Raw genomic sequence first — 22,616 nt, 5'->3', positions numbered from 1 at the left:
TCAGTAGGGGTGTGTCATGACAGGGCATCACAAATCCAAAGGAGATTGGAAATGACTGCCCAACCTGTTGTTATCTGGACTGAAACCCCCGTGCGTGATCTGGACGCCGCCGCTGCCTATTACGCGGCCATCCTGAAAATTGATGTCACCTTCCGCGAAGAAGGCGGTCGTCGTGTCGCCGCTGTCGCAACCGATGGCAGCGTTGGAACCGACCTCTTTGTCGACCCCGCTGCGGGCCAAGGCGTCAGCGTTTTGCACATGACCGTGACCGACGGATTGGAAAACGCACTTGCGCGGGTGCCGGCGCATGGTGGCGCGGTCGATAGCCCGATCATTGACATCCCGCAGGGCCGATTTGCCTATACCCGTGATCCCGATGGCAACCGCATCGGCCTGTTCGAGGCCGCCTGATGCGCCGCGCTGACCGTCTTTTCCAGATCGTTCAACTCCTGCGTGGCGGGCGTTTGGTGACGGCAGCGCAACTCGCTGAAAAACTAGAGGTCACGCCGCGGACGATTTACCGTGACGTGGCCGATCTGATGTCTACGGGCGTCCCGATCGAGGGCGAGGCGGGCGTCGGTTATATCATGCGTGACGGCTATGACCTGCCACCCCTGATGTTCACCGAGGCAGAAATCGTCGCCCTCGTCGCGGGGGCACGGATGATGCAGGTCTGGGGCGGCGCTGCGATGGCCGAAGGCGCGACCGAAGCAATCGTCAAAATCGAAGCCGTTCTGCCAGAGCGATTGCGCCAGCGGGTCAACGCGGTTGGCGTCAATGCTCATGATATGAATGACCTATCGCCCGAAGTGCGCCAGTTGATCGACCAAATCGAACGGGCATCTTATGAAAAACGCCGCCTCACGATCACCTATCGCGATGAGAGTGGCTCTGCCACGACCCGCACTGTGCGTCCCTTGGGGCTTTGGTATTGGGGGAAGGTCTGGACGATGGTTTGTTGGTGCGAACTGCGTGCGGGCTTTCGCATGTTTCGCATCGACCGCATCGCAGACATAACCGAGGACGAACGCTTCAAAGACGAGGCTGGCAAAACCCTGCGCGATTTTTACGCATCCGATGATCGTAGGCCGCGCATAGTAACCCAGCCGTAAAGCACCTAAATAAATACCAACCGAATACAGGAGACCCCGATGGCCCTTCCGACACTCGACTGGGAAGCTCGCTTTGCCAATACCGATGGCTATTTGTTCGGCGAAGAGCCGACCTATTTCCTCCGCGATGTGACCCGTCTTTTGCCGACTGATGGGACGGCGTTGGCCGTGGCGGATGGTGAGGGGCGCAATGGTGTTTGGCTGGCGCGTCACGGGTTAGATGTGACGTCTGTCGATGTATCGCCCACCGCCCAGTCGCGGGCCAAGGCGCTGGCGGAACGCCACAACGTGCCGATCAATTTGGAACTCGGGGATGCCCATGATTGGGACTATCCCGAGGCCGCCTTTGACGTGGTGGCCGAGGTGTTCACCCAGTTCAGCAAGCCAGATGAGCGCGCACGCAAATGGGCGGGGATGCGAAAGGCGCTGAAATCAGGCGGCTATCTGGTGATTGTCGGCTATCGCCCTGAACAATTGGCGTTCAACACAGGCGGGCCGCGCGATGTGGCGCACCTCTATTCCGAAACCCTCTTGCGCGAGGCATTTGCCGACTACACGCTCTTGCGTCTGTCGATTGACGAACTGCAGCTACAGGAAGGTCGCGGACACGATGGCATGTCCGCAACCATTGGTGCGGTCTGGCGGAAACCTTAACCGCCGACGTTTAGAACGATCTTTCCAATATGGGCGCTGCTCTCCATCAGGGTATGCGCCTCGGACGCGGCCTCTAACGGAAACTCGCTGTGCATGACGGGGCGCACCTTGCCCGCGTCCAGCAGCGGCCAGACCTTTGCGCGCAACTCATCCGCAATGCGGGCTTTTGCCAAATCGGACTGGGGTCGCAGGGTCGAACCTGTGAAGGTCAAACGGCGCATCATCAGTTGCGCCCAGTTCACTTCGACCTTGGAGCCCTGAAGGAACGCGATCTGAACGAGCCGTCCATCATCGGCCAGCGATTTGATGTTTTTGTCGATATACGACCCGCCCACCATATCGAGGATCAGGTTCGCGCCACCGACCGCTTTCATCCCCGCGACGAAATCCTCATCGCGATAGTTGAAACATTTCTCGGCGCCGAGGTCCTCGCAAGCCTGACATTTGTCCGCTGACCCCGCGGTCGCAAAAACCCGTGCGCCGAACGCCTTGGCCAGTTGGATCGCCGTTGTGCCAATCCCCGACGATCCGCCATGGACGAGGAACCGTTCGCCGCCTTGCAGACCGCCGCGCATGAACACGTTCGACCACACGGTGTAGAATGTTTCGGGCAGGCACGCGGCCTCTTTCATCGAAAGACCATCTGGCACGGGCAGGCAGTGCGCGGCGGGTGTCGCCACGTATTCGGCATAGCCCCCACCGGGGAGGAGGGCGCAAACCTGATCGCCGACTTTCACGCCCTCGGCCCCTGCGCCGACTGCAACGACGGTGCCTGATGCCTCAAGCCCAGGTAGATCGCTCGCCGTTGGAGGGGGAGCATAGAGGCCCGCGCGCTGCAAGGCATCGGGACGGTTCACGCCCGCATAGGCCACTTTGATGACCACCTGACCCGCTTGGGGCGTGGGGATCGGACGTGAACACAGTTGCAAAACCTCTGGTCCGCCAGCTTGGGTGATTTCAACCGCGCGCATCATATCGGCCATTGGCCTTCCTCCTTAGTCGTTCAGGGTCCAGCGTCCGGGCAGGTCTTCTGCCGCGCCCCGTTTCGGAGCCTTGATGCCAGAGAGTAGCTTTTCCATCCCTGTCGCGAATTGCCCCAGAACGGGTGTCTTTTTCACGGTGGATTTGAATTTCTCGAACTGCATAACGTTGTCGATGCGGCGGTCGATAAAGGCAGCGGTCGCTTCGCCTCCCGTTTCATCGCCGAGCCAATAGACCACGCAGGACGCATAGACGCCCGATAGGATCGTGCGTTTGGAATACCAGTTGATGTCGTCCGAGGTATCGCCCAGCGTTTCCCAGATCAGATCCGCCGTGCCCCAAACCAACTGCGTTCCAATGGGCGCGAGGTGGGGCATCGAAAACAGCGTCATGCCACGGCGCACCATATCGCGGTCCACGACCTCTAGGCGGAATCGGATCGCAGCGGCCACACGTTCGCTGTAACGCATCGACGCCAGATTGGCGTCCTTCATCTGTGCGACCATCGCTGCATCGCCCCGCTGGTGATAGGCTACGGCAAGGTCGGTCGCACCGCGCGGGCAGGCGGCGCGGGCGTCAGCATCGCTAAGTCCAGCATCCGCGATCGCCATCTTAAAGGCGTCCTCGCTCCACCCGTCGAAAATGACATGGGGTTCAATGGCGTCCAGCAGGCGGTTTTGCATCGGTGATAGGGGGGTGATCGGCATAGCGTTCTCCTTCTGGCGGCAGACTAGACAAAACATAGTGCCATTGCTATACGCGGCCATCCTGCAATCTTTTGCAAATCCAACTTAGAAAGGTGGTGAAAACCACATGCAGGTTAGTGTTCGCGATAACAACGTAGAACAGGCGCTCCGTGCGCTTAAGAAAAAACTGCAGCGTGAAGGCGTCTTCCGTGAAATGAAGCTCAAGCAACATTTCGAGAAGCCCTCCATCCAGAAGGCCCGTGAAAAGGCTGAGGCGATTCGTCGTCAGCGCAAGCTGGCTCGTAAAAAGCTGCAACGCGAGGGTATGCTCTAAGAGCACACCAACGTGGCGAAATTGGCCCCCGTAGCTTTGGCTGCGGGGGCTTTTTCTTTAGACGGGCAGGGCTGTGGTCTGCCGCACCTGTTTCAGCGAAAACGACGATTGCAACGTCTGCACGCCCGGAAGCCCCGCGAGGTGGCGACGGTGGATGCGGGCGAAATCCTCGGCGTCTTCGGCCACGACCTTGAGCAGGTAGTCCGCAGATCCCGCCATCAGGTGACATTCCAGCACGTCAGGGATCAGCGATACGGCCTTTTCAAAACCGCTGAGGATTTCATCGGCCTGACCGCTGAGCGTGATCTCAACAAACACGGTGGTTTTGCGATTGATTTTGCGCGGATCGACGAGGGCAACATAGCCTTTGATAAACTTGTCCTTCTCAAGCCGCTGAACCCGCCGATGGCAGGCAGAGGCCGACAAATGGACCTTATCCGCCAGTTCCGCGTTCGAGATTCGCCCATCTTTTTGCAGAACCTCAAGAATCCGACGATCTATCGAATCCAATCCATCTTCGCGCGAATTCATCCCAGTATTTCCATTATTATTCGAATAATCTTCGAAAACTTATACCATTGGCACGCATAATGTCCAAGTAATTGCGCAATGGGCGCGTCATCTTGATCACAACGAACAGGAGAGACCCCAATGCACATCGGCTGCCCCAAAGAAATCAAACCCCAAGAATTCCGCGTAGGCCTGACACCTGCGGCTGCTCAAGAAGCAATCGCAAACGGCCACACCGTTACCGTTGAAACCGCTGCAGGCATGGGCGCTGGTTTCACCGACGAAGACTACATCGCGGCTGGCGCGAAAATCGCTGCGACCGCTGCCGAAGTTTTCGCTGCTGCGGACATGATCGTAAAAGTAAAAGAGCCTCAGGCGGTTGAGCGTAAGATGCTCCGCGAAGGCCAGCTTCTGTTCACATATCTGCACCTCGCTCCCGATCCAGAGCAGACCAAAGACCTGCTTGCGTCTGGCGCAACCTGCATCGCCTATGAAACCGTAACCGACGACCGTGGCGGCCTTCCCCTGCTTGCCCCGATGTCCGAAGTTGCAGGTCGTCTGGCGCCGCAAGTTGGTGCCTACACGCTGCAAAAAGCGAATGGCGGTCGTGGGGTGCTGTTGGGTGGCGTGCCAGGCGTTGCACCCGGTCGCGTGCTGGTTATCGGCGGCGGTGTCGTCGGCACCCACGCGGCGAAAATCGCTGCGGGCATGGGCGCTGACGTAACCGTTCTCGACCGTTCGCTGCCGCGTCTGCGTTACCTCGACGACGTATTCGGTGGTACCTTCAAGACCGCATATGCATCGGCTGCGAACACCATCGAACTGGCGCGTCAGGCTGACATGATCATCGGCGCTGTTCTGATCCCGGGTGCTGCTGCTCCGAAACTGATCTCCAAGGCGCAGCTCTCCGAGCTGAAACCGGGTGCAGTTCTGGTTGACGTTGCAATCGACCAAGGCGGCTGTTTCGAGACCTCCCGCGCAACCACCCACCAAGACCCGATCTACGAAGTTGACGGCATCATGCACTACTGCGTCGCCAACATGCCGGGTGCTGTGGCGCGCACGTCGACCCTCGCGCTGGGCAACGCGACCCTGCCGTTCATGATCGCTCTGGCGAACAAGGGTTGGAAGAAAGCCTGCGCAGACGACAAACACCTGCTGAACGGCCTGAACGTTCACGCTGGTCAGTTGACCTACGCTGCCGTGGGCGAGGCTCTGGGCCTGCCGACTGTAGACGCTGCTTCGTTGCTCTGATTTCCTCCCCTGTAGGAGTAACGCAAAAGGCCCGCCGTTTGGCGGGCCTTTTCATTTGTTTGGGCGGACAGCTTACTTTTTCAGGCTGTCGCGGATTTCCATCAGAATATCCAACTCGGTCGGACCTGCGGGTGCTGCAGGTGCTTCGACGGCTTCTTCTTTCTTCGCCGTCGCGTCTTTGATGCGGTTCACCTGTTTGACCAGCATGAACACAACGAATGCGATGATCAGGAAGTTGATCACAGCCATCAAGAACGACCCGTAGGCAAAGACTGCAGCGCCTGCCTCTCGTGCCGCATCACGGCTCGAACCAGCAGGAACATCGCCGCTGAGAACGACGTAAAGGTTAGAGAAGTCGATGCCGCCGATGATCAGACCGATGATCGGGTTGATCAGGTCCGCGACGAGCGACGAAACGATGGCCGTGAATGCGGCGCCGACGATGATACCAACAGCCATGTCCATGACATTGCCCTTGGAGATAAAATCTTTGAATTCATTAAGCATGATATGCCCCCATTTGTTCTGCCCACGCATAGGTTGTTTTCCTGCGCGAGTGCGCACAGGTATATCCCACCTTGGGGATGTTTCTATGCCTAATTTTACAGTGTAGGGATGAGCGGTAGAATTCATTTACCATAGGGTATTCCAATGGCCGACCTCTCTAATTTCCTCGTGACAAAACGCTGGCCCGCGCAAAATCCTGACATTCTTCAGGTCTACGCATTCGGCACCCCGAACGGTCGCAAGGTGCCGATCGCCCTCGAAGAAATGGGGATCGAGTATGAATACCACTCCACCGGTGGTTTGTCGGATGACATCATGCGCAGCCCCGAATTTCTGTCGCTGAGCCCGAACAACAAAATCCCTGCGATCCTTGACCCGAATGGGCCTGATGGTACCCCGCTCGGCCTGTTCGAGAGCGGCGCGATCCTGCAATATTTGGCGGATAAGTCGGGCAAGTTCGCGGGCAGCACCGCATCGGAGAAGTTCACCGTCTATCAATGGCTGATGTGGCAGATGGGCGGCGCGGGTCCGATGTTTGGGCAGTTGGGCTTTTTCTACAAATTCGCAGGCGCAAAGATGGAAGATCCCACTGCCCGCGACCGCTATATCAATGAATCCAAACGTCTTTTGAACGTGCTGAATACACAGTTGAACAAACACGACTGGGTCGCTGGCGATTATTCGATTGCAGATATGGCGATTGCGCCATGGCTGACCACGCTCGACTACTACGGTGCGCGTGACGTACTGGGCTGGTCTGATTTCACCAACGTCGTGGACTACGAAAAGCGGTTCTACGACCGCCCAGCCGTTCAGCGCGCGCTAGAGCGTATGGCCTAAACGACCCTCTGGCGGCGCATGCGATAGACCTGCGCTGCCAACCCCAACAGCCCGACGGTCTGCGCCATGTCGCGGATCATTTTTACGTCGCGCTTTAGCCCTTCTGACCAGCCGAACTTTGCTCCCTTGAGCGGGCTTTCCACTTCGGGCCACTGCACGATGGCGATGCGGGCCGATTGGCGGATGAGGAGGCTGTTCATGAACACCTCCAACCCGAATTTCGGCAGTGCCCGCATTGTGTCGATCTGATCGATCAGCAACCCGCGCGGCATCACCCGTTCACCCGAAATGTAATCAATCCCGATCCAGTGCCACGGGCGTGGCGCATTGGCCCGCAGGCTGATCGTGATATCCGCCTTACCCTGTTGAACGGGCGCAATCAGCGCGGTCAGATGCGAGGCGTCCAAGCCCAGCAAATCCGCATCCACGAACATCAGCGTGTCACCTGTTGCGGCTTCAATCCCGACCGTGACGGCCCATGTCTTTCCTTTGTTCTGGGGCAGTTCGATCAGCCGAACGCCGTCGATCCCCTTGACCACCTCTGCCGTGCCATCCGATGACCCGTCATCAACCACGATCACTTCATCGATCAGCGGATGACCGACGACCGACCGCAAGACGGCGTCGATACGAGAGGCCTCATTATAAGCGGGGATAATGCAGCTGAGTGTCGTCATTGAGAGGCCTGCGATCTACCGCGCAAATACCAAACGATGACACCCACAGCGATCAAGGCCGCAAGGATCAGCGTGGCGCGGAAAATGTAGTTGTCGATGGTCGAATAGGCGTAGCCGAACATGTAGCCGATCACGACGAACAGTAGCGTTTTGGGCAAAGTGCCCAAGAGGTTCCATCCGAGGAATGCCCCAAACGGCATCTTGCCCGTGCCCGCAGCGAACAGCACCGCAGCGCCCGCCGAATGGGTGAGCTTCCCGATCAAAAGCGTCCGCCCACCTGTGTCGCGGAAGTGATCCTTGAGCCCGTTACGGCGGCTTCGGTTCAACCCCAGCCGCACCTGCCACCGACCAGGGAGCGTCTTTGGCCCCCAGCGGCCCAGTGCATAGATACCCGCGTCGCCAACCAGATCGCCCAACACGCAAATCACGTAAACCGCATAGAGGTTCAGCAACCCGAGCGAGGCCATATAGGCCGCGATCACCGTGACAATTGGGCCTTCCAGAACCGTGACGGGCGCGAGCAGCCATAGGCCATGTGCCTGCACCAGCGTTTGGATCGTCGAGAGGTCCATTCTTAGCTTTCGGTCGTTGTGCCCACGGCGTCCGAGGACATCGAGTTACCGCGCCATTCGAACCCTTTTCCGCGCCATCCCGCAACCCACAGGGCAGGGACCATCGCGTCGCGCATGATCCACGTCGCGATGTCGCGTGGTTTCGCAGGCCATCCCGCGCGGCGGGCCAAGAGGTATTCGAGGCCGAACCACAGGATCGGCAGGGCCAAGAGGCTTGCCCAATTCAGGGCGCCGTTTAGGGTCAGGAACAGCGTCAAAAGCATCGGCACCACGATCCCCGATAGAACCTCAGCGGCGTAGAGCGCAGGGAACCCCATGCGGCGCACCTTGGCCCAGCGGACCTGACGGGTCCAAACGCTCTTCCAATCACGAGATCCGATAGGCTGGGGGAGGAGGTTGCCCAAGAGACGGACCTTGAGGCCAGCCTCGCGGACGACCTTGGTCGATGCGACGTCTTCGGCCATGTCACGACCCAAGGCGATCAACCCGCCCGCATTGTCCAAAATATCCCGCCGCCAGAACAGCATTTTGCCCTGCGCGTAGCCATTGCCGAACACATCCGACGACAGCTGCCAACGGCCTTGATAGGTGTTGAGGAACGCAGCCTCCAGATCACCCCACAGGTTCGTTGCGCGGATGCCAGACGGGGGCGAGGTGACAAGGCCCGTGCCTTCAGTCCAGCGGGCAAAGAGGCGTTGGATATAGTCATGCGGCAACAGCACGTTGCTATCGGCCATCAGGATGTAATCATGCTCTGCCGCCGCCCAACCTTTGACGAGGTTGTTAAGCTTTGGATTGCCCGACAGGCGGTCATCACCGATCAAGAGCGTCGCGTTGACCTCGGGGTGCGCCTCGATCAACCGATTGACCAGCGGAACCACGGGGTCATTGGCATCCGAACAACAGAAGATGATCTGAAGCGGGCCGCGATAGCTCGACCGGAATGTGGTGCGTAGGGTGTCTTCAAGGTTATTTTCCAACCCGCACACAGGCCGCAGAACCGTCACCCCCGGTGTTCCCGTGATCACGGATTTCTGCAGCGGGCGTTCAGTCGCCCAAAGCGCCGCGCCAACGGACGCAACTTGCAACGCCGATGTCGCGCCCAAAAGGCCGATCGCCAGTCCTGTCAGAATATCGGTCATGCGCGTGCCGTAACCGAGGCGCCATTGCCGCCCGCAACCCGCGCCTCTTTACGAGCGATCGCGCTGTGTGCGGACCAATCGAGCATCATCAACTGACCGCTGGCGGTTTCCGCCAGAGCCGTGCAGTTCTCAGTCCAATCCCCGCAGTTTGCGTAGATTACACCGTGGTCATCGTGCAGCGCAGACTGATGGAAGTGCCCACAGATGATGCCATCGGCGTCATGTGTGCGCGCCAGATCGGCCAGACGGAGTTGAAAGGTTTCCTTGGCCCGTACCAAACGGTTCCCAAAGGCGACCAAATGATCAACGCCGCACCAGTCCTCACGCCCAAAGGCATTCAGGCCACGGTTCACCAGCAATTGCACGCCACGCAGCAGGTTTTCGGCATGAGCGCCGAGCTTTGACAACACAGGCGCCTTACGTTCGAACAGGTCAACGCAATCGCCGTGAATGACGAGGAACTTGGTGCCGTTCGATGTGGTGTGATAAACGTAATCCGCGACCGTCAGATTGCCGAAGTATTCACCAAAGTAATGACGGAAAAACTCATCGTGGTTGCCGGGGGTGTAAACGATCCGCACGCCAGACCGCATACGATCCAGCAGCAGGTTCACGATCTTATGGTGGACGGGTTTCCAGTTTGACCCAATTGGCCGCCAGATATCAAAGATATCACCAACCAAGTAGATCGTATCAGCCACGTGGCATTCGAGGAACGACAGCAGGGCGTCCGCTTGGCAGCTATGGGCCCCCAGATGCATGTCCGAAATAAAGAGCGATGGAAAATAGCGTTGTCCGGGTTGGATGCGCTTTGGCGTCTGGTCTTTGGTCGCGATGGTGCCTAGCACCTCTTTGACAAGATCAGCTGGAAATCCTGCAAAAGCATCAAAGCCGTTCGTCGGATGTTTTGTCATAGTACGACGCCCCAAGTGTCGAAGATATACGCAGACGCTTAAATGGCTAATGTGACAGCTACGTTTCGATGAGCCAGAAAAACATCTGCAGGCGGAAATTTCTCTGATCTGCACAATGAATCGTCGATCCTTGGGGTTTCCGTCGAAATTTATACAAAAAAGTAAGGCCGCACCTTTCGGCACGGCCTCTGTCATTCAACGTGGGTTTTTGGCTCAGAGCGCGGCGTTTGCAGCGGCCCGAATGGCGCGGATGTTCTCGCCGTAAACCTCTGGTGCGTGGACGGAACCACCTTTGAACACAGCCGACCCAGCAACGAGCGAATCCGCACCCGCGGCAGCCACCAGCGGCGCAGTGTTCACATCGACGCCGCCATCGACCTGAATGTGGATCTCGCGGTCGCCGATCATCTGGCGGACCTTGCGGACCTTCTCGACGCCCGAATGGATGAATTTCTGACCGCCAAAGCCTGGGTTCACCGTCATCACGAGAACCATGTCCACCATGTCGAGCAGATATTCGACCGCCTCAGCAGGGGTCGCAGGGTTCAGCGCCACGCCAGCCTTAACGCCTTGAGCCTTAATCGCCTGAATGGTGCGGTGAATATGCGGGCCAGCCTCGATGTGCGCAGTGATCATATCGGCACCCGCTTCGGCGTAGGCTTCGATATAGGGATCGACGGGCGCGATCATCAGGTGCACATCCATGAACGTCTTCACGTGCGGGCGGAACGCTTTGACGGCGGGCGGGCCAAAGGTGAGGTTCGGGACAAAGTGACCATCCATCACGTCCACATGAACCCAGTCAGCGCCCTGCGCTTCGATGGCCTGAATTTCCTGACCGAAATTTGCGAAATCGGCAGAGAGAATCGACGGTGCGATCTTGATCGAGCGGTCAAACGACATTGGAGTGCTTTCTTTTGCGGCAACGGGCAGGGTTCTAGCGCGGAAAACGCGCAAGGTCACGCCCTCTTTGCAGCCGCGGCATCATAGCCAAAGACCTGTTACAACGACTGTGTTAAACTGCGGATATGAATGTGATCGTGCTTCGCCATAAAGAGTTCCTGCCCGCCGATTTGGCGTGCCAGTTGTCACGTGCCATGCTGACGAGCCAGCGTCCCACGGCGCTGCACACGCATGATTTCCCCGAGCTGATCTGGGTGCAAAACGGTCGCATCCGTGAATATGGCCCCAAAGGTCACACCGATCACAAAGAGGGCACGCTCCTCTTTGTGCGGCCCACCCATGCCCACGCGCTTCAGGGCAAAGGTGAGGACGCGATGGTCGTGTCGATTGCCTTTGATCCAAAGGTGATTGAGGCGATTGGGCAGCAGTATCCGCAGGTCGCTGACCGTTTCTTTTGGGGGACCTCTGAGCGGCCCGAAACCTACACCCGCGACATGCAGCAGATGGCTGACCTGAACCGCGCTGCCGTGCGGCTCGAGCGTCGTAATGGCACCGCACTCGATGCAACGGCGTTCCTCTTGCCGCTCTTGTCCGAACTGATTGACGAGACAGTCTCGCTTGCCGCTGGTGCCCCGCGCTGGTTGGCAGAGGCCTGCGCCGCCGCCCGCAATCCCGACGTGTTCCGCGATGGGGCCGCTGGCTTCGTGCGGGTCACAGGCCGCGCCCATGCCCACGTCAGCCGCACCGCCCGCCAGTTTCTGGGGCAAAGCCCGTCCGAATACGTCAACGGCATCCGCATGGACTATGCAGGGCGGCAATTGATCGGATCAACCGACAGCTTGGCCGAGATCGCAGCCGACTGCGGCATCCCCAACCTATCCCACTTCCACAAACTCTTCCTCGCCCACCACGGCATGACCCCCGCCCAATTCCGCAAAACCCGCCAACGCAACACGGTCCAACCTGTTTTGTGAGGTGGGGCGCTGAGTGATCGGGCGGTTTGTGAGAGGGAAGGGGTGTTTGGTGGGTGGGAGATTGCTGTGAATCTCACTTATGGCATTCGCCGCTTGCGGATCGGCTAACATATTTGTTTCAGTTATTCTCGACCGCTAGACGGGGAAGCGTTTTAACATTTTCCGCCAGGAAAGTAGAAACCGAAGCAGCCTTTGAGAGGGGCAAGCCGTCGTGATATTCATAAAGATACCTACTTTGTTGAAATATCCCCTCAAGAAGTTTTAGCTCTTCTAGGAAGTCAGGCATGCCAGATAGGAGCGCCTCGCGATGCTCTTGCAAGACCTTGCCAAAAGATGTTGTCAAATTGTGGCCCGCATCTCGTCCCGAGCTTGGTGTGAGTAAAAATACGCCGTCACCAACATCCGTGGCAGTATCCGTTAGATGTAGAGACTTCAGAAAAAGTTCGATTGCATGGCAACGCAAATTTACAACAGGAATTGCATTGGCTCCAGCATCGGTCAGTACTTTGGCTGCCTCGTAATAGCTGTTTGCAAGGTCAAGGATCTGCACGTTGGGAAGTACGGATCTATTTAACTTCATAAGCCTTTGTCCCTCATTAAAACGAAAAATAACCCAACTACATTTGGGATAACCTGCGCTATCTGCAAATTTGGGCTCTCAACATTCATCCATTCAACTCTAGGCAATTAAATGCCACTTGCATCCTCCACTGTCAGCAGCACGTTTAATCGCACCTAAGCCCCCCTAACTCACTTCCCGCGCCAGCTTCCAAACCAGCGTTTCAGACGAGACTGCCGTTCGGCGACGCCTGCCTCTACGCGGTCCCATTCGTCGCCGACTTTGTCCAAGGTTGGGTCCAGTGCGCGTTCACGGAATTGTAGCCAGACAGCGCGGAGGAACAGGATGCCTGCCATCAGCGCGATAAAGAATACGATATTGAACCACGGGATGATCGTCACGTTCGGATCGTCGATGCGTTTGATCGAAATCGCGTTCGGGAAGATGGTAAAGAAACGGTTCCGCCAGCCGTAGTGCGTGATGCTCACCCACTTTGGCGCTTCGGCGGTCGAGGTGTTCTCTTGGGCCTCGCCTTGCAGGTCGCGGCTGTCGAATTTGAAATAGGGTGGCCAGATCCAGCCCGTATCCTCATTGCGGTAGATCATCACGTCATTGGCTTCAGCGCCACGGATGAGGCCAAAAAGATAAGTCGGGCGGCGCATCACGCTGATGAATTGCACATCGCGGGTCGCACCATCGACGTTCCCACTGTCCGCCTGAGCAAAGAAAATGCGGTTCACAGAGCTAAAGTCCTGACGGATCACTTCGGTGCCTGTGATGCGGGCGATGTCGTGTTGGGGCAGGACGTAATGCAGGAACATGCCCGCAAACAAGATCACGATGACCCGAACGCCAGTTTTCAGTTTTTGCATCTCAGCCTCAATTCGTCAGATATAAAATCGCCGTCACCAAAACGACAGGCACAATATAGACCAGCACGATGAGCTTTTTACGAAACCCGTGCTCGTATTCGACCATACCGTTTTCGATATAAGCAGTGCGGGCCTCGCTATCACCCCCTTGATGATCCTCGGCCCATTGTTTCTCTAGTTTTTCGCGCCGAACAGAGCGCGAATAGACCGAGATCATGAAATACAGCAGGGTCGTGATGACAAACCAGATCACCAGCATATAGAGAAATTTCATCTTATCGGCCTCTCATCACCGAACATCAGGCCTTTTTCGATCAACCGATGTATCACCAGACCACCTTTTTCCAACGCCTCACAAGGCCCATCACCGACAAGAGCATCACTGGCCCCCACAAGAGCGCAGAGATCAGCGACAGCCGTCCGAAATGCGCGATGGTGTCGGCGATGTTGCCAGAGAACAGTTCAGAGATCGGATAGCCTTGGATCAGGTAGAGCACGATGAAATAGCCGATACCCACGATCCCCATCGTCAGGGTCGATACCAGTGCATTGACCATCAGCGGCTTTACCCCCTCGGGCAGAACCTTGGCCCAGAGGCGGGGGACGAACCAACCTATCGCAGCTAAGATCAGCGCAGGGATCAAAAGATCGGTCAAACTTTACCCTCCAGATAGCGGCGCTGGTCCACTTCCATCGCTTTCTTGGTGTCGTCGTCCTTTCACAAGAAAAGCTCTGGGTTACCCCAAGTTCGATACCTGCCAGCGAAACAACCCACCCATTATCACATTTCCGACGCGTCCGTTTCAGGCTCTGTCGGTTTTTCCGCCAACTGATCCGCGAGGATCTCTGACAGCGGTCTATCGGCCATCAGGGCCTCTTCGCCGTAGATGGCATCGGGGTCGACGCGCCGCGCAGGGAGTTCTTCACCGCGGTTGAAATACTCTTCTTCGATCCGTTCTGAATCCGCCTCGCTGCGCATGACAACGCGGGTGCCGTTCGGGACCATCTCGAAGAGGTGGATGATGTCGTGGTTGAACATCCGGATGCAGCCCGCAGAGCCAGAGTTGCCAATCGATTCCATGTCGTTTGTGCCGTGGATGCGGTAGTAGGTGTCGCGCCCCCCACGATAGAGGTAGAGCGCACGCGCCCCCAACGGGCTGCGCAGGCCACCGGGGATGCCACCCGCGAAATCGCCGTAAATCTCGGGCTCTGTACGCAGCATGTTTGCGGTGGGCGTCCAGCCTGGCCATTCAACCTTGCGGTTGATCACCGTGTCACCGTTGATAGACCGACCTAGACGGCCCACGGCGATGGGGTAACGCCACGCGGTGCCGTCATCCATGACCCAGTAGAGAAACTTTGCGTAACGGTCGACTTCGATGGTGCCCGGTTTTTCGTCGCCTGTGTAATAGACCAACACACGGCGGTTCGGTTCTTCGAGGAGACGCGGGGGAACGGGCGGCAAGGCGTAGCCATTGTCCATCAACAGCGCATAGCCCGGAACAACGGTCGGCGCAGGCGCGGGTTCGGGCACAGGTTCTTCGGCGCAGGCCGAGATAAAGACCAAAGCGGTCAGCGCCAAAAATGCGCGCAGGGCAGAGGGAATATTCAAAAGCATCTAAATCGTCCGGAATCCATTTAGGCTCTGATACCATTTCATCCGCAAAGCGCAAATTTTTCGCGGGAAAATTGCATGGTTGTGATGAGGTGTGACTTAAAATGCAGGGTGGGCAATAGGGAAAAGCCTGCGTATCCTGCCCGCAACAGACCAAACACGGGGTATAATATGACCGACCGTAAAGACGCGATCAAAACTGCCGCTCAGGCGATCTTCTTGTCCTCAGGCTACGCTGCGGCGACAATTGCGCAGATCGGGCGGGACAGTGCATCGACGGTTGGCTCCATCTACCATGCCTTTAAGGGCAAAGCCGCGATTGCGCGGGCGCTACTCTTGGATGCACGGTCCACGTGGACGATTGAGGCGCAGGGCATCACGGGTAAGGATAAACCGCGCAAAGCGATCACCGCGATGATCCAATCGTTCCTGTTCTGGGGCCGCGATAATCCCGATCTGTTCCGCCTCCACGAAGAGCTTTCGGCTAGAGCGGTCAATGACCCCGACTTCGCCGACTTTGCCCAAGATTTAAGCGATGAGAGCGCAGCAGGTGCGGCGATTTACGCGAAATGGGCGTCCAAGGGGACAGTCAAGGATATGCCTTGGCCTCTCGCCTCTGCGATCATCTATGGCCCCGCGCGGGAATTCCTCTCGGCGGGTGGTGTGCCCGATGATGAAACCGTCGAGGTTCTGTCCCATGCCGCGTGGCAGGCCGTCAAAGGCGACGCCGCGCAAAAGAAGAAATCCAAACCCTAACATCGGTCTGTCGCATGAGCTTTTGGCGTGAACTCTTCGATGTCGCAGCGCAAAGCGACCAAGACGACGATACCGTCCCCACCACGCCCGAGGGCAAAGTGCGCCTTTACGTCTTTGCGGGACACTTCCCCGACGAAGAGGCACTGCTGTCCTACTGCTTTGATCAACCCGCCGAAGGGCTGCCCGTGCCGTTCAATCGCGATCTGGCGGGGGCCTTCGTGGATACGACCTATGTCGTCACTGGTTTTGGGGCAGGGGTCAAAGAAACGCTCGATGACTTCTTTGTCGGTGATGTCGTGGCAGAGATTCTTCTCCGGATCGGGGACGGCAATTCCGTGGTTGTCGTTTCTGAATATGCCTTTGGGGATTTCCCGTTCTCCCTCAATGACACGCCGCGTTTGTCCTATTTGGGCCATTGGTTGGTCACACGGGACTAGAGCGACGGAATTATTGGTCAATCCGGCGTGAATGGACTGGACGACTGGGATTTGCCGTGGTTCAAATATGATCAAATTTTTCGACCGGAGGACCAAATGCCCGAGACGAACCTGAAATCCCTGCTATCCAACCCCGCGCTCGTCCGCGAAGAAGCTTATCTGGCTGGTGAATGGGTCATGGCCCAATCTGGTGCGACCTTTGACGTGATAAACCCTGCCCGTGGCGACGTGATTGCCAAGGTCGCGGATATTTCCCGCGAAGAAACCGCCAAGGTGATTGATGCAGCCTACGACGCGCAGAAATCATGGGCCGCGAAAACGGGCAAAGAACGGGCAAAGATCCTGCGCAAATGGTTCGACCTGATGATGGAGAACCAAGAGGACCTCGCCATCATCATGACTGCCGAACAGGGCAAACCACTGGCTGAGGCTCGTGGTGAGGTCGCCTATGGCGCGTCCTTTGTGGAATGGTTCGGCGAAGAAGCGAAACGCATCTACGGCGAAACCATCCCCGGTCACATGGCCGACAAACGCATCACCGTGATCAAACAGCCGATTGGCGTTGCTGCTGGTATCACACCGTGGAACTTCCCCAACGCGATGATCGCCCGCAAGGTGGCTCCAGCGCTGGCGGCGGGCTGTTCGTTCGTCATCCGCCCCGCTTCGCAAACTCCGCTGTCCGCGCTCGCCATGGCGGTTCTTGCGGAACAAGCAGGCGTGCCCAAAGGCGTCTTTAGCGTTATCCCGTCCGAGGACGCATCGGGCGTTGGCAAAGAGTTCTGCGAAAACTTCAAGGTGCGCAAACTGACCTTCACAGGCTCGACCCAAGTGGGCCGTATCCTGCTGCGACAGGCCGCGGACAACGTGATGAAATGTTCGATGGAACTGGGCGGCAACGCACCGTTCATCGTGTTTGACGACGCGGACATCGACGCAGCCGTTCAAGGCGCCATCGCCTGTAAATTCCGCAACAACGGTCAAACCTGCGTTTGTGCAAACCGCATCTACGTTCAGGACGGCGTTTACGACGAATTTAGCGCGAAACTCAAAGCTGCGGTTGAGGCTCTGAAGGTTGGCGATGGCCTTGAGGCTGGTACCGACCTTGGCCCGCTGATCGAACCGAAAGCGGTCGAAAAAGTGCGCGAACACCTCGCGGATGCGCTGGCTAAGGGCGGCAAGGTTCTTACGGGTGGTGAGGCTGGCCCGCTCGGTGGTCAGTTCTTCCTGCCCACCATCGTCTGCGATGCGACCACCGATATGAAGGTCGCGACAGAAGAAACCTTTGGCCCCTTCGCTCCGCTCTTCCGTTTCAAGGACGAGGATGACGTGATTGCCATGGCGAACGACACGATCTTTGGTCTCGCCTCCTACTTCTACGCCAACGACCTGTCCCGCGTGATCAAGGTTCAAGAGGCGCTGGAATACGGCATCGTTGGCGTGAACACAGGCATCATCTCGACCGAAGTTGCACCCTTCGGCGGCGTCAAACAATCGGGTCTTGGCCGCGAGGGCAGCCACCACGGGATCGAGGACTACCTCGAACTGAAATACATCTGCACTCAGGTGTAAGATTTAAAAAGGCGGTCCTGAACGGGCCGCCTTTTTTCTATCTCACGGGATCAAACAGCGCGTCGTCTAACGTGCAATCGCGCGACACATCCGCACCACAGCGCCGGAACTCTAGGTCCTTGGTCAGGCAGATGCGGACCTCTTGGATATAGCCCGACATGCAGGTCACTGTGATCTCATTCGCGTCCAGCCCATCGTTTTGATCCATGAACGCCTCTTCGATCAGCGAGGCAGGCAGGCTCACCTGTCGTTCCAATTTGCGGAACGCCTGCGGGATCGTCAGCGTTTCATAGGCTTCGCGGGCGAGGGCGTAGTAGTCGGTTGAATTCAGCCCTGAACAGAAGCCGTGTTTGTTCCACTGATACCATGCGAGGCCAGATGTCCCCATGATGTCCGCCATGGCTTCGGTCTGGCGGCGGGTTGGGGCAGGGATCGTGGTGCGGCAGTAGTCGGGCCAGCCCGTTTCATACTGCGGCCAGAGCCCGTGCAGAACCCAGCCGAAATCCTCGCTCTCGTCACATTGCGGCGAGTCGCGACCGTCACCTTCGAGGGCGCACCAGTTGGGCGACCACGACAGCGACATCACATAATAATCAAAATCTCCGGCCGTTCCGTCCGCCTGCGCAACAAGCGGAGATAGGCCCAAAGCCAGCGCCAATACAGTCTTTCGCATAATTTAGTCTTTTCTATTGCTTTTGCCCCGACTATATACAGGTTGAGTTCCCCGACAATGTGAACTGGGCCGAAAATTCCGGCTCGCCTTCGAAAGAAGGCAGCGGGGAAGATTTGCGTTAGGAGACAAACCATGTCCGACAAACCAATTATGGCGAAAGCCACCGCCGTCTGGCTGATCGACAACACCACGATCAGCTTCAAACAGATCGCCGATTTCGTCGGCATGCACGAGCTGGAAATTCAGGGCATCGCTGACGGCGATGTGGCGCCTGGTGTAAAAGGTTTCGACCCTGTGTCGAACAACCAGCTCACTGAAGACGAGATCAAAGCCGCCGAGGGCAACCCGCTTCACAAACTGAAGCTGAAGTTCAACCCTGCAGCTTCGGGCGAAGAAAAACGCCGCGGCCCGCGCTACACCCCGCTGTCTAAGCGTCAGGACCGTCCGAACTCGATCCTCTGGCTGGTGAAATTCCACCCAGAACTGTCGGACGCTCAGATTGCGAAACTCGTTGGCACCACCAAACCGACGATCCAAGCGATCCGCGAACGCACCCACTGGAACATCGCCAACATGCAGCCGATCGATCCGGTCGCACTTGGCCTGTGTAAACAATCCGAACTCGACGGTATGGTGCAAAAGGCAAACGCGAAACGCGCGGCCGAAGGCACTGCAATGACCGACGACGAGCGTCGTAAACTGGTATCGACCGAACAGTCGCTCGACATGCCAGCAGAGCCGAAAATCCCGACTGCGATTTCTGGTCTGGAAACCTTCACCCTTGGTGACGGTGGCCTCGGCAACGATCCGCGTGATGACGAAGAAACCGACTTCTCGGATGCAGATAGCTTCTTCAACCTGCCGGGTGGCAATGACGACGAAGACGAAGACGACAAATAAGGTCGCCTGATCTGAATACAAAAAGCCCCGCAATTTGCGGGGCTTTTTTGTTGTGTCCTAGAGGCTTCGTCGCGCCCTGAGCGCCGCCGTGATCGTCCCATCGTCGAGGTAGTCCAGCTCCCCTCCCACAGGCACACCTTGGGCGAGCGAAGTGACCGTCACATCAGGCAATTGGTCAGCGATGTAATGCGCCGTGGTCTGCCCGTCGATCGTCGCAGAAAGCGCGAGGATCACCTCGGTCACCGCCTCGGACGTCACCCGGTCGAGGAGTTTGGGAATACGCAAATCCTCTGGACCGACAGCATCGAGCGCCGACAACGTGCCGCCCAGCACGTGATAGCGCCCCTTGAACACGCCTGAACGCTCCATCGCCCAAAGGTCCGCGACATCCTCAACGATGCAAATCTCGCCATTGGCGCGGCGTTCGTCCTGACAAATTGGGCAAATATCGGCAGTATCGATGTTTCCGCAGTTTAAACATTCCTTGGCCGTTTGGCCGACCCGCGTCATCGCGTCGGCCAATGGGATCAGATGCTGTTTGCGCTTTTTGATCAGGTGCAGGACAGCACGCCGCGCCGACCGAGGCCCAAGCCCCGGTAGCTTTGACAAAAGACCGATCAGGTCTTCGATATCCTGCGGACCCTGAGCCAATTTTAGAACGGCATCTTAAAGTCTGCGGGCAGGCCCAGACCTTGGGTGATCTTTGCCATTTCCTCTTGGGCGCGCTCACCCGCTTTGGTCTGTGCGTCTTTGACCGCTGCAAGGATCAGGTCTTCGACCATTTCCTTGTCGTCAGCCGAAAAGATCGACGGATCAATGTCGAGAGCTTTCAACTCGCCCTTCGCAGTTGCGGTCGCTTTGACCAGACCTGCACCCGCTTCGCCCGTGACCGTGATGTTTTTCAGGTCATCCTGCATCTGGGTCATCTTGGTCTGCATTTCTTGTGCGGTTTTCATCATCTTGGCCATGTCGCCAAGACCGCCCATTCCTTTGAACATGTTATTTCCTCTGACTAAGGATGCGCCGTGCGGCGCGGATGATTGTATAAACGGTTAGCGCTGCTGCAAAGGCCGTCGCGACATAAGGCGGGGCAAGGCAGCCTTCTCTCGTGGCACGTCCCCAGATGCCCAAATGATCCGTTGCCCATAGGCGCTGCGACACGAACATCAGCAGGAACGACGACGCGATAATGCCAGCCATCTGCACACCTACATGCCTGAATGCCGACCCTGCCAAGGCGATGATGATCATGATGAACAACAGCGGGTTGGTCAGCGTATAAAGAGGCTCTGACCAGATGGTCACATCAACCCCGGGCGACCAGAGCGGTCGCACTTGTTCACAAACTTCAGCAAAGGCAGGCGCGGGCAGTGCCGCTAGGATCAATCCTCTTCGAATGGGTCCCATTCATCTTCCACTTCTTGGAGGGCTTCAACCTGCGCCTCTTGGGCGAGGTCGGCAGCCGTCCGAACTTCGGTAATTTTGGCTTTCGGAAAAGCAGCGAGGACGGCTTGCACCATCGGCAATGTCGCGGCCTCGGCCTTTTTCGCGTTCTCTTCGGCGGCACGCACTTCGGCAACCGTCGGTGCGCCACCCTCATTCACGAGGATCACCGCCCAGCGGTTCCCCGTCCACGCTTGCAACCGCGACCCGAGCCGCTGTGCCAGATCGCTAGGGGCATCATCCGCAGGTTGGAATTCGATCCGACCAGGTTGGTAACGGGCAAGACGGATGTAGTTCTCCGCCTCAACGAGCAGTTTTACATCGCGGTGCGCACGGATCAGTTCCAGCACGGATTCGAACGTCGCATAACGGGCCAGCGCATGTTCAGCCAGTTCTGGCGCAGCCTGAGACACAGGGCCGCTCGGCCCGTTGTGGGTTGGCGTGTGCTGCGATCCATAGGCGTTTGTGGTGCCACCTGACGGGGCAGGGCGTGCACCGCCGCCACCTCCGCCACCGTTCGGACGGGGCGGGGGAGCGGTGTTCGCAATCTTGCGCAACAGTTCGTCTGGCGTCGGCAGGTCCGCCACATGGGTCATGCGGATCACGGCCATCTCAGCCGCCATCATCGCGTTCGGGGCCTGAGACACCTCATCAATCGCCTTGAGCAGCATCTGCCACATCCGCGTCATCACCCGCATCGGCAGGGTCGCGGCGGCAGCTTGACCACGAGCGCGTTCGTCAGGGGATACAGTCGGGTCTTCGGCGGCATCAGGGGTGATCTTGATCACCGAGACCCAGTGGGTGATCTCTGCCAAATCGCGCAGGATCGCCATTGGGTCCGCACCATCGGAATATTGCGTCGATAGCTCGGCCAAGGCCTCTGCCGCATCACCGCGCAGGATCATGTCAAAGAGGTCGAACACACGTCCACGGTCCGCAAGGCCGAGCATCGCCCGCACCTGATCCGCCGTGGTTTCCCCAGCACCATGCGAAATCGCCTGATCCAAAAGCGATGTCGCATCCCGTGCCGACCCTTCGGCGGCGCGGGTGATCAGCGCGAGCGCATCATCGGTAATCTCCGCGCCTTCGCTGCTGGCGATCTTGCGCAAGAGCGCGATCATCACTTCGGGTTCAATACGGCGCAGGTCGAACCGCTGACAGCGGGACAGAACCGTCACGGGAACCTTGCGGATTTCCGTGGTCGCAAAAATGAATTTGACGTGGGCGGGCGGTTCCTCAAGCGTTTTCAAGAGCGCGTTGAACGCGCCCGTCGACAGCATGTGAACTTCGTCGATGATGTAGACTTTGTAGCGGGCGGAGGCCGCGCGGTAGTGGACCGAGTCGATGATCTCGCGGATGTTCGCGACGCCTGTGTTCGATGCCGCGTCCATCTCGATCACGTCAACGTGGCGACCTTCCATGATGGCGGTGCAATGTTCGCACTGGCCGCAGGGTTCGGTCGTAGGGCCGCCCTGACCGTCAAGGCCAACACAGTTCATGCCCTTTGCGATGATCCGCGCCGTGGTGGTCTTACCAGTCCCGCGGATACCCGTCATGATAAAGGCCTGCGCGATCCGCCCGGCCTCGAACGCATTCTTGAGCGTGCGCACCATCGCGTCTTGACCGACGAGGTCGGCAAAGGTTTCGGGGCGGTATTTACGGGCAAGAACCTGATAGCCGGCTTGGGGCGTGTCGGTCATGTATTCCTCGATCTGCTAGCGCCCCCAACCTA

Annotated in this window: 30 protein-coding genes; 11 read left to right on the top strand and 19 right to left on the bottom strand. The window is 57.9% G+C overall.

The window, feature by feature from the left end:
• Positions 1–51: 51 nt before the first annotated feature.
• The 3 genes from AC07ED_RS10205 to AC07ED_RS10195 are packed head-to-tail and all read left to right on the top strand — an operon-like array spanning position 52 to position 1,766.
• Positions 52–411 carry a VOC family protein gene (locus AC07ED_RS10205; RefSeq protein ID WP_105235689.1) on the top strand — a complete coding sequence of 120 codons (360 nt, stop codon included), beginning with the start codon at positions 52–54 and terminating at the stop codon, positions 409–411.
• Positions 411–1,112: a helix-turn-helix transcriptional regulator gene (locus AC07ED_RS10200; protein WP_105235688.1), complete on the top strand. Its 702-nt coding sequence runs from the start codon at positions 411–413 to the stop codon at positions 1,110–1,112. Before AC07ED_RS10205 ends, AC07ED_RS10200 begins: the two co-directional genes overlap by 1 nt.
• Before the next feature lie 39 nt (positions 1,113–1,151).
• The gene (locus AC07ED_RS10195; protein ID WP_105235687.1) at positions 1,152–1,766 is read left to right on the top strand and encodes a class I SAM-dependent methyltransferase; all 615 of its coding nucleotides are present in this window, start codon (positions 1,152–1,154) and stop codon (positions 1,764–1,766) included.
• Here AC07ED_RS10195 and AC07ED_RS10190 read toward each other — a convergent pair.
• Together AC07ED_RS10190 and AC07ED_RS10185 are read right to left on the bottom strand one after the other, a co-directional pair.
• Positions 1,763–2,749, bottom strand: a complete 987-nt coding sequence (locus AC07ED_RS10190) for an NAD(P)H-quinone oxidoreductase (protein WP_105235686.1) — start codon at positions 2,747–2,749, stop codon at positions 1,763–1,765. The two genes, AC07ED_RS10195 and AC07ED_RS10190, sit on opposite strands and share 4 nt — an antisense overlap.
• A gap of 12 nt (positions 2,750–2,761) precedes the next feature.
• Positions 2,762–3,454 (bottom strand): COQ9 family protein, encoded by a 693-nt coding sequence (locus AC07ED_RS10185; protein ID WP_105235685.1) that lies wholly within the window; start codon positions 3,452–3,454, stop codon positions 2,762–2,764.
• 106 nt (positions 3,455–3,560) lie between these two features.
• Between AC07ED_RS10185 and rpsU the strand changes: the two genes are divergently transcribed.
• A complete protein-coding gene (rpsU, locus tag AC07ED_RS10180) occupies positions 3,561–3,767 on the top strand; it encodes a 30S ribosomal protein S21 (RefSeq protein ID WP_067549898.1) in 207 nt (68 codons plus the stop codon).
• Between the two features lie 57 nt (positions 3,768–3,824).
• On the opposite strand, the gene AC07ED_RS10175 is transcribed toward rpsU, so the two are convergent.
• Positions 3,825–4,298 carry an Lrp/AsnC family transcriptional regulator gene (locus AC07ED_RS10175; RefSeq protein ID WP_067549896.1) on the bottom strand — a complete coding sequence of 158 codons (474 nt, stop codon included), beginning with the start codon at positions 4,296–4,298 and terminating at the stop codon, positions 3,825–3,827.
• Positions 4,299–4,418: 120 nt separating this feature from the next.
• Here AC07ED_RS10175 and ald point away from each other — a divergent pair, with 120 nt between their 5' ends.
• Positions 4,419–5,531: an alanine dehydrogenase gene (ald, locus tag AC07ED_RS10170; RefSeq protein WP_105235684.1), complete on the top strand. Its 1,113-nt coding sequence runs from the start codon at positions 4,419–4,421 to the stop codon at positions 5,529–5,531.
• Between the two features lie 72 nt (positions 5,532–5,603).
• Here the strand turns inward: ald and mscL are convergent, their stop codons facing one another.
• Entirely contained in the window at positions 5,604–6,038 is a 435-nt protein-coding gene (mscL, locus tag AC07ED_RS10165; protein WP_105236386.1) for a large conductance mechanosensitive channel protein MscL, read from the bottom strand.
• Positions 6,039–6,182: 144 nt separating this feature from the next.
• On the opposite strand from mscL, the gene AC07ED_RS10160 reads away from it, so the two are divergent.
• Entirely contained in the window at positions 6,183–6,878 is a 696-nt protein-coding gene (locus AC07ED_RS10160) for a glutathione S-transferase N-terminal domain-containing protein (RefSeq protein ID WP_105235683.1), read from the top strand.
• Here the strand turns inward: AC07ED_RS10160 and AC07ED_RS10155 are convergent.
• The 5 genes from AC07ED_RS10155 to rpe form a co-directional block, all read right to left on the bottom strand.
• Positions 6,875–7,555, bottom strand: coding sequence for a glycosyltransferase family 2 protein (locus AC07ED_RS10155; protein ID WP_105235682.1), 681 nt, complete (start codon positions 7,553–7,555; stop codon positions 6,875–6,877). The two genes, AC07ED_RS10160 and AC07ED_RS10155, sit on opposite strands and share 4 nt — an antisense overlap.
• The gene (locus tag AC07ED_RS10150; protein WP_105235681.1) at positions 7,552–8,127 is read right to left on the bottom strand and encodes a DedA family protein; all 576 of its coding nucleotides are present in this window, start codon (positions 8,125–8,127) and stop codon (positions 7,552–7,554) included. The genes AC07ED_RS10155 and AC07ED_RS10150 overlap by 4 nt, the downstream gene beginning before the upstream one ends.
• 2 nt (positions 8,128–8,129) lie before the next feature.
• The gene (locus AC07ED_RS10145) at positions 8,130–9,269 is read right to left on the bottom strand and encodes a ceramide glucosyltransferase (protein WP_105235680.1); all 1,140 of its coding nucleotides are present in this window, start codon (positions 9,267–9,269) and stop codon (positions 8,130–8,132) included.
• A complete protein-coding gene (locus AC07ED_RS10140) occupies positions 9,266–10,183 on the bottom strand; it encodes a UDP-2,3-diacylglucosamine diphosphatase (RefSeq protein WP_158664544.1) in 918 nt (305 codons plus the stop codon). The genes AC07ED_RS10145 and AC07ED_RS10140 overlap by 4 nt, the downstream gene beginning before the upstream one ends.
• A gap of 213 nt (positions 10,184–10,396) precedes the next feature.
• Positions 10,397–11,086 (bottom strand): ribulose-phosphate 3-epimerase, encoded by a 690-nt coding sequence (rpe, locus tag AC07ED_RS10135; protein ID WP_105235678.1) that lies wholly within the window; start codon positions 11,084–11,086, stop codon positions 10,397–10,399.
• 125 nt (positions 11,087–11,211) lie between these two features.
• On the opposite strand from rpe, the gene AC07ED_RS10130 reads away from it, so the two are divergent.
• Entirely contained in the window at positions 11,212–12,060 is an 849-nt protein-coding gene (locus tag AC07ED_RS10130) for an AraC family transcriptional regulator (protein WP_105235677.1), read from the top strand.
• 118 nt (positions 12,061–12,178) lie between these two features.
• Here the strand turns inward: AC07ED_RS10130 and AC07ED_RS10125 are convergent, their stop codons facing one another.
• The 5 genes from AC07ED_RS10125 to AC07ED_RS10105 form a co-directional block, all read right to left on the bottom strand.
• Entirely contained in the window at positions 12,179–12,640 is a 462-nt protein-coding gene (locus tag AC07ED_RS10125; RefSeq protein ID WP_105235676.1) for a hypothetical protein, read from the bottom strand.
• Positions 12,641–12,810: 170 nt separating this feature from the next.
• Complete coding sequence (locus AC07ED_RS10120) at positions 12,811–13,491, bottom strand: DUF1523 family protein (RefSeq protein WP_105235675.1); 681 nt, start codon at positions 13,489–13,491, stop codon at positions 12,811–12,813.
• 7 nt (positions 13,492–13,498) lie between these two features.
• The gene (locus AC07ED_RS10115; RefSeq protein WP_105235674.1) at positions 13,499–13,765 is read right to left on the bottom strand and encodes a hypothetical protein; all 267 of its coding nucleotides are present in this window, start codon (positions 13,763–13,765) and stop codon (positions 13,499–13,501) included.
• Positions 13,766–13,817: 52 nt separating this feature from the next.
• Positions 13,818–14,147, bottom strand: coding sequence for a hypothetical protein (locus AC07ED_RS10110; RefSeq protein ID WP_105235673.1), 330 nt, complete (start codon positions 14,145–14,147; stop codon positions 13,818–13,820).
• A gap of 125 nt (positions 14,148–14,272) precedes the next feature.
• The gene (locus AC07ED_RS10105; RefSeq protein ID WP_105235672.1) at positions 14,273–15,109 is read right to left on the bottom strand and encodes a L,D-transpeptidase; all 837 of its coding nucleotides are present in this window, start codon (positions 15,107–15,109) and stop codon (positions 14,273–14,275) included.
• Positions 15,110–15,277: 168 nt separating this feature from the next.
• On the opposite strand from AC07ED_RS10105, the gene AC07ED_RS10100 reads away from it, so the two are divergent.
• The 3 genes from AC07ED_RS10100 to AC07ED_RS10090 all read left to right on the top strand — a co-directional run bounded on the left by AC07ED_RS10100 (position 15,278) and on the right by AC07ED_RS10090 (position 17,868).
• Positions 15,278–15,862: a TetR family transcriptional regulator gene (locus AC07ED_RS10100; protein WP_158664543.1), complete on the top strand. Its 585-nt coding sequence runs from the start codon at positions 15,278–15,280 to the stop codon at positions 15,860–15,862.
• Between the two features lie 14 nt (positions 15,863–15,876).
• On the top strand, positions 15,877–16,299 hold the full coding sequence (locus tag AC07ED_RS10095; RefSeq protein WP_105235670.1) for a hypothetical protein: 423 nt from the start codon (positions 15,877–15,879) through the stop codon (positions 16,297–16,299).
• A gap of 96 nt (positions 16,300–16,395) precedes the next feature.
• The gene (locus AC07ED_RS10090) at positions 16,396–17,868 is read left to right on the top strand and encodes an NAD-dependent succinate-semialdehyde dehydrogenase (RefSeq protein WP_105235669.1); all 1,473 of its coding nucleotides are present in this window, start codon (positions 16,396–16,398) and stop codon (positions 17,866–17,868) included.
• A gap of 37 nt (positions 17,869–17,905) precedes the next feature.
• Here AC07ED_RS10090 and AC07ED_RS10085 read toward each other — a convergent pair whose 3' ends face one another.
• On the bottom strand, positions 17,906–18,541 hold the full coding sequence (locus tag AC07ED_RS10085; protein WP_105235668.1) for a ribonuclease T2 family protein: 636 nt from the start codon (positions 18,539–18,541) through the stop codon (positions 17,906–17,908).
• Between the two features lie 132 nt (positions 18,542–18,673).
• Between AC07ED_RS10085 and AC07ED_RS10080 the strand changes: the two genes are divergently transcribed.
• Complete coding sequence (locus AC07ED_RS10080; protein ID WP_105235667.1) at positions 18,674–19,441, top strand: DUF1013 domain-containing protein; 768 nt, start codon at positions 18,674–18,676, stop codon at positions 19,439–19,441.
• Between the two features lie 57 nt (positions 19,442–19,498).
• Here the strand turns inward: AC07ED_RS10080 and recR are convergent, their stop codons facing one another.
• The 4 genes from recR to AC07ED_RS10060 are packed head-to-tail and all read right to left on the bottom strand — an operon-like array spanning position 19,499 to position 22,584.
• Entirely contained in the window at positions 19,499–20,092 is a 594-nt protein-coding gene (recR, locus tag AC07ED_RS10075; protein ID WP_105235666.1) for a recombination mediator RecR, read from the bottom strand.
• A 2-nt stretch (positions 20,093–20,094) separates the two neighbouring features.
• Positions 20,095–20,439: a YbaB/EbfC family nucleoid-associated protein gene (locus AC07ED_RS10070; protein ID WP_067549847.1), complete on the bottom strand. Its 345-nt coding sequence runs from the start codon at positions 20,437–20,439 to the stop codon at positions 20,095–20,097.
• A gap of 1 nt (position 20,440) precedes the next feature.
• The gene (locus AC07ED_RS10065; RefSeq protein ID WP_158664542.1) at positions 20,441–20,848 is read right to left on the bottom strand and encodes a hypothetical protein; all 408 of its coding nucleotides are present in this window, start codon (positions 20,846–20,848) and stop codon (positions 20,441–20,443) included.
• Positions 20,824–22,584 carry a DNA polymerase III subunit gamma/tau gene (locus tag AC07ED_RS10060; protein ID WP_105235664.1) on the bottom strand — a complete coding sequence of 587 codons (1,761 nt, stop codon included), beginning with the start codon at positions 22,582–22,584 and terminating at the stop codon, positions 20,824–20,826. Before AC07ED_RS10060 ends, AC07ED_RS10065 begins: the two co-directional genes overlap by 25 nt.
• Positions 22,585–22,616: the final 32 nt, after the last annotated feature.

The organism is Aestuarium zhoushanense (assembly GCF_056431045.1).
The sequence above is the reverse complement of the archived record's forward strand: the minus strand, read 5'-3'. Positions and strand labels throughout refer to the sequence as shown.

What these genes read in the sequence shown, in the direction of transcription:
- AC07ED_RS10205 (WP_105235689.1), top strand. Translation starts at nt 52, where the DNA reads ATGACTGCCCAACCTGTTGTTATCTGGACTGAAACCCCCGTGCGTGAT.
- AC07ED_RS10200 (WP_105235688.1), top strand. Translation starts at nt 411, where the DNA reads ATGCGCCGCGCTGACCGTCTTTTCCAGATCGTTCAACTCCTGCGTGGC.
- AC07ED_RS10195 (WP_105235687.1), top strand. Translation starts at nt 1,152, where the DNA reads ATGGCCCTTCCGACACTCGACTGGGAAGCTCGCTTTGCCAATACCGAT.
- AC07ED_RS10190 (WP_105235686.1), bottom strand. Translation starts at nt 2,749, where the DNA reads ATGGCCGATATGATGCGCGCGGTTGAAATCACCCAAGCTGGCGGACCA.
- AC07ED_RS10185 (WP_105235685.1), bottom strand. Translation starts at nt 3,454, where the DNA reads ATGCCGATCACCCCCCTATCACCGATGCAAAACCGCCTGCTGGACGCC.
- rpsU (WP_067549898.1), top strand. Translation starts at nt 3,561, where the DNA reads ATGCAGGTTAGTGTTCGCGATAACAACGTAGAACAGGCGCTCCGTGCG.
- AC07ED_RS10175 (WP_067549896.1), bottom strand. Translation starts at nt 4,298, where the DNA reads ATGAATTCGCGCGAAGATGGATTGGATTCGATAGATCGTCGGATTCTT.
- ald (WP_105235684.1), top strand. Translation starts at nt 4,419, where the DNA reads ATGCACATCGGCTGCCCCAAAGAAATCAAACCCCAAGAATTCCGCGTA.
- mscL (WP_105236386.1), bottom strand. Translation starts at nt 6,038, where the DNA reads ATGCTTAATGAATTCAAAGATTTTATCTCCAAGGGCAATGTCATGGAC.
- AC07ED_RS10160 (WP_105235683.1), top strand. Translation starts at nt 6,183, where the DNA reads ATGGCCGACCTCTCTAATTTCCTCGTGACAAAACGCTGGCCCGCGCAA.
- AC07ED_RS10155 (WP_105235682.1), bottom strand. Translation starts at nt 7,555, where the DNA reads ATGACGACACTCAGCTGCATTATCCCCGCTTATAATGAGGCCTCTCGT.
- AC07ED_RS10150 (WP_105235681.1), bottom strand. Translation starts at nt 8,127, where the DNA reads ATGGACCTCTCGACGATCCAAACGCTGGTGCAGGCACATGGCCTATGG.
- AC07ED_RS10145 (WP_105235680.1), bottom strand. Translation starts at nt 9,269, where the DNA reads ATGACCGATATTCTGACAGGACTGGCGATCGGCCTTTTGGGCGCGACA.
- AC07ED_RS10140 (WP_158664544.1), bottom strand. Translation starts at nt 10,183, where the DNA reads ATGACAAAACATCCGACGAACGGCTTTGATGCTTTTGCAGGATTTCCA.
- rpe (WP_105235678.1), bottom strand. Translation starts at nt 11,086, where the DNA reads ATGTCGTTTGACCGCTCGATCAAGATCGCACCGTCGATTCTCTCTGCC.
- AC07ED_RS10130 (WP_105235677.1), top strand. Translation starts at nt 11,212, where the DNA reads ATGAATGTGATCGTGCTTCGCCATAAAGAGTTCCTGCCCGCCGATTTG.
- AC07ED_RS10125 (WP_105235676.1), bottom strand. Translation starts at nt 12,640, where the DNA reads ATGAAGTTAAATAGATCCGTACTTCCCAACGTGCAGATCCTTGACCTT.
- AC07ED_RS10120 (WP_105235675.1), bottom strand. Translation starts at nt 13,491, where the DNA reads ATGCAAAAACTGAAAACTGGCGTTCGGGTCATCGTGATCTTGTTTGCG.
- AC07ED_RS10115 (WP_105235674.1), bottom strand. Translation starts at nt 13,765, where the DNA reads ATGAAATTTCTCTATATGCTGGTGATCTGGTTTGTCATCACGACCCTG.
- AC07ED_RS10105 (WP_105235672.1), bottom strand. Translation starts at nt 15,109, where the DNA reads ATGCTTTTGAATATTCCCTCTGCCCTGCGCGCATTTTTGGCGCTGACC.
- AC07ED_RS10100 (WP_158664543.1), top strand. Translation starts at nt 15,278, where the DNA reads ATGACCGACCGTAAAGACGCGATCAAAACTGCCGCTCAGGCGATCTTC.
- AC07ED_RS10095 (WP_105235670.1), top strand. Translation starts at nt 15,877, where the DNA reads ATGAGCTTTTGGCGTGAACTCTTCGATGTCGCAGCGCAAAGCGACCAA.
- AC07ED_RS10090 (WP_105235669.1), top strand. Translation starts at nt 16,396, where the DNA reads ATGCCCGAGACGAACCTGAAATCCCTGCTATCCAACCCCGCGCTCGTC.
- AC07ED_RS10085 (WP_105235668.1), bottom strand. Translation starts at nt 18,541, where the DNA reads ATGCGAAAGACTGTATTGGCGCTGGCTTTGGGCCTATCTCCGCTTGTT.
- AC07ED_RS10080 (WP_105235667.1), top strand. Translation starts at nt 18,674, where the DNA reads ATGTCCGACAAACCAATTATGGCGAAAGCCACCGCCGTCTGGCTGATC.
- AC07ED_RS10070 (WP_067549847.1), bottom strand. Translation starts at nt 20,439, where the DNA reads ATGTTCAAAGGAATGGGCGGTCTTGGCGACATGGCCAAGATGATGAAA.
- AC07ED_RS10065 (WP_158664542.1), bottom strand. Translation starts at nt 20,848, where the DNA reads ATGGGACCCATTCGAAGAGGATTGATCCTAGCGGCACTGCCCGCGCCT.
- AC07ED_RS10060 (WP_105235664.1), bottom strand. Translation starts at nt 22,584, where the DNA reads ATGACCGACACGCCCCAAGCCGGCTATCAGGTTCTTGCCCGTAAATAC.